The sequence below is a fragment of the Mucilaginibacter sp. genome, from assembly GCF_041663085.1.
GTDB lineage: Bacteria > Bacteroidota > Bacteroidia > Sphingobacteriales > Sphingobacteriaceae > Mucilaginibacter.
The window spans coordinates 1-4,289 of the sequence record NZ_JBAZRC010000226.1 but is presented as its reverse complement, the minus strand read 5'-3'; the positions used below and the strand labels follow the sequence as shown (position 1 = coordinate 4,289).

The following is a 4,289-nucleotide window of genomic DNA, read 5'->3' as shown; positions in this document are numbered from 1 at the left end:
TCCACCCATGGTAGCGCTGTTTATCCGTTTTGGCTACGCATTAATCCATAATGAATTTGGCGTAAGGTTGTTGACGGTGCTGGCCAGTTCCGCCTCTATCTACCTGCTTTGGCTTATCTTAAAAAAATACGCGGTTGATGCCGTGGCCTTTGTACTGGTGGTTTCCGGGGTCTTTATTTTCCATATTTATGGCTTTACCATCACACCGGATGGCCCGCTCTTCTTTTTCACCGTTTTGTTTTATTATGTCTACCAAGGATATATTGAAAACGATAAATGGAGCCTGGCAATTTTATTGGCACTGGTTATTGCATGCCTCCTTTACAGCAAATACAACGGCATTTTGCTCATCGCATTTACCGTACTTGCCAATATTAAATTATTGAAACGGGGATCTTTTTGGGCTATCGTTGTCATTTCGATGGCACTTTATTTTCCTCATATATTGTGGCAGGCAAATCACGGCTATCCATCTATCAACTACCATTTATTCGAGCGATCCGCCCGTACCTATGATTTTACAGATACTTTTTCCTATATCCCCGGGCAGCTTTTGATGGCAGGCCCGCTGATCGGCTGGTTCCTGTTTTACACAGCTTTTACCACCAAAATAAAGGATGCTTTTGTGCGAACGCTTATGGTAAACTGCGTTGGTACCTTTCTTTTCTTTTTCTTTAGTAGTAGCCGCGGCGAGGTACAGCCGCACTGGACTTTCATCCTGTTTGCCCCGTTGGTAATGCTGGTACTCATCCATTTTAAACAGCAAAACGGCAGGCCTAAGTGGCTTTTCCCATTGGCCATTGTAAATTTGAGCCTGATATTGGTGGTAAGGCTGATCGTTATTTTCGGCTTCGGCTTTGCCAGGACTTACGGCCATTTAAAAAGTTATTATGGTTTTAAAGAATGGGCGCATGTAGTAAAACAAAAGGCAGGCGATCATTACGTGGTGATGAGCGAGGGCTTCCAAAACCCTGCGAAATATGATTTTTATACCAACAGCCTGAAATGCTTTGCCTATGATGCCCGCTATTACCGCCGCACACAATTTGATATTTGGCCGATGGAGGACAGCCTTCAGCGTAAAAAAGTATTTTATTTAAATTGGTTCCCAATAAAAGGATTAACGACCGACTCGATAAAAGTTCCTGCCGGGACCTGGTACACCGCATGGATTGACGATTTCCGTACGTACCAGCAAATTATTTTTGAAACCCCGACAAACAAAATAGTAACAGCTCCGGACAGGCAAACCACTGTAGTGCTAACTTTAAAAAATCCATATCCCTATTCCATCAACTTTAGCGACAAAGGTTACCTGCACCCTGTTGTCTTGGAGGCTTGTTTTTTTAAGGGAGATAATATTATTAATATTCAAAAAGCCGACAGCACTTTCAATCAAATAAATTTAAAGCCAGGCGAGACCGGCCATTATAATTTTACGCTAAATGCGCCTTCGGAAAGAGGAAATTACGAGCTGCTCTTTTCGCTGCGCACCGACCCTTTCCCGGGAAGTAAAAATGGCAGAATTATTACTGTTACAGTTAAATAAAACCCCTATTATCAATAGTTCGTTAAACTTTAGTATAAAGGATTGATTTAGAGTAAAATAAGCAAAAAATAAACGCAAAATAATTTGATTAAACCCCTGATAATCAGTATCTTAATAGGATTTTCTCACGATTCTGTTAAGCATGACTACCAAGGGTAACTCTTTATATAACTCATTAATTATCAATACATTAAGTAAGATATCAACAATCAATAAATGGAGACAAGCGTTTCTGTTAGAGACTTTTACGCTTTTTTTGAGTATAAAAGGCCGTATTAACTTTCTTCAACTTGAAAGGTACGGCAAATATACAGAACAACGCTATCGCCAGCAATTCGGGCAGACATTTGATTTCCTTTCTTTTAATAAAGAACTGGTCACTGAACATGGGAGCGGGCATTATGTAATAGCCATTGATCCGAGTTTCATTAACAAGGCAGGCAAGAAAACGCCAGGCATAGGTTACTTTTGGTCGGGCTGTGCAGGGGCGGTAAAAAGAGGGTTGGAAATTACCGGCCTTGCAGCCATTGATATCGATAACCATACAGGCTTTCATTTGGAAGCCGTACAGACGATTATTAAGGAGGATGAGGCCAAGACTTTAGCTGAGTTATATGCGGACATTATTACCGGGCGTAAAGATAAATTACTGGCTATTTCTACCGTGGTGGTAGCCGATGCCTGGTTTGCAAAGAAATCATTTGCCGATGCCATGCTGGATAGCGGCTTTCATTTCATCTGCCGCTTTCGGGATGATGCCAACCTGAGATACCTATACACAGACGAGCCCACAGGCAAACCGGGGAGGCCAAAAAAATATGACGGAAAAATAATTCACCGAAATATAAAGGAGTCGGCATTTGAGCGGATAGAAACCAGGGACGGTAACATTATCTATACTGCCATTGTTTATTCTGTATCATTGGAGTGCGATGTCAGACTGGTACGCCTTGAACTAACAGATGACAAGAAAAAAAACAATTATAAGCTCTTTTTCTCGACAGACACCACAATGGATGCCGAACTTATCCTGAAATACTATCAAAGCCGCTTCCAGATCGAGTTCCTTTATCGGGATGCCAAGCAACATACAGGTTTAACCGGTTGCCAGGCCAGAAATGAAAAGAAATTGGATTTCCATTTCAATATGGCCCTTTCGGCGGTCAATGTCGCTAAGGTTGTCCATTGGCTGGCATTGCCTAAAGAAAAAAGAAAAGCTTTTTCCATGAATGATATTAAAACCATGAATCACAACGCTTTACTTATTCAATGCTTTTTTAACAAGTTCGGTATCAACCCCAACTTGCCCAAAAATCAAAACCATGTCAAAGAACTTATACTATACGGCACTATTGCCGCTTAATAACTTAACGAACTATTGTTAAGGATATCGCCGTCAATATATAAAAAGATGCATCTAACGGTTAAACCATTTGATTAAAAACGATGACCGCACTCTTTTTAAAAAATCCAATAAAAAACGATGAAAAGGCAATGATTTCATTGAGGAGAGGTTAGTTTAATAAGATAACGTTGAATTGTAAAAATATTGTGATGAAGTGGTTCATAGTTCATGGATCATAGTTCATATTAAAAAAGAGGGAAACGGAAATATTGTTAATTGTTGTTCCGGATATTTCTACAGCCAAAATCAACAGCGATAGACTACATACAATCAAAAAAACCATGAACCATTAACTATGAACCATGAACTATTGTATTTTTGCACCCTATGAGTATTTCTAAAACATACGAGCCGAAAGCAACCGAAGAGAAGTGGTACAGTTACTGGTTAAAACACGAATTTTTCAGGTCGGTCCCTGATGAACGCGAACCTTATACCATCGTAATTCCTCCGCCAAACGTCACCGGTGTGCTGCACATGGGCCATATGCTGAACAATACCATACAGGATGTATTGATCCGCCGTGCGCGTATGAAGGGCAAAAATGCCTGCTGGGTTCCGGGTACTGACCATGCAAGTATTGCCACTGAAGCAAAAGTGGTGGCGATGCTAAAGGAAAAGGGTATCTCAAAAAAGGACCTTACCCGGCCCGAATTTATGGCCCATGCCTGGGAATGGAAAGAGAAATACGGAGGCATTATCCTGGAGCAGTTGAAAAAACTCGGCGCTTCCTGCGATTGGGAACGTACGCGCTTCACCATGGAAGATGAACTTTCTGAAGCAGTAATAGATACGTTTATCCACTTGTACAAAAAGGGACTGATATACCGCGGGGTACGTATGGTTAACTGGGATCCGCAGGGAAAGACAGCAGTAAGTGATGAAGAGGTTATTCGTAAAGAAGTTAATCAGAAGCTCTATTATATCAGATACCCTCTACTGGGAACGCAAACTGCCAAATCCAATAACCATGTAGGTGAAGAGCCTAACTATATTGTCGTAGCAACGACTCGACCGGAAACAATAATGGCCGATGCCGCGATCTGTGTTAATCCTAATGATCCACGTTATCTGCATTTACATGGGAGACAAGTTCGAATTCCGTTGATAGACAAAGCTATCGACATAATTACTGACGAATACGTAACCATGGATTTCGGTACCGGCTGCTTAAAGGTTACCCCGGCGCATGATCTAAATGACTATGAGCTTGGACAAAAGCACAACCTGCCGGTTATTGATATTTTGAATGATGATGGCACGCTGAACGAAAGAGCCCAGATATTAGTAGGGGTGGACAGATTTGCTGCGCGAAAAAAAATAGCGGTTTTGCTT

Annotated in this window: 3 protein-coding genes; all 3 read left to right on the top strand. The window is 41.4% G+C overall.

What is annotated here, in order from left to right:
- Positions 1-1,549 (top strand): ArnT family glycosyltransferase (locus WC615_RS22770; protein ID WP_372980318.1); only part of this gene is annotated, 1,549 nt, incomplete at its 5' end.
- A 142-nt stretch (positions 1,550-1,691) separates the two neighbouring features.
- Complete coding sequence (locus WC615_RS22765) at positions 1,692-2,912, top strand: transposase (RefSeq protein ID WP_372980317.1); 1,221 nt, start codon at positions 1,692-1,694, stop codon at positions 2,910-2,912.
- A gap of 369 nt (positions 2,913-3,281) precedes the next feature.
- Positions 3,282-4,289 (top strand): class I tRNA ligase family protein (locus tag WC615_RS22760; protein WP_372980319.1); only part of this gene is annotated, 1,008 nt, incomplete at its 3' end.

Bases quoted from the DNA above. Each gene is read 5' to 3' on its own strand.
- WC615_RS22765 (WP_372980317.1), top strand. From the start codon at position 1,692: ATGACTACCAAGGGTAACTCTTTATATAACTCATTAATTATCAATACA.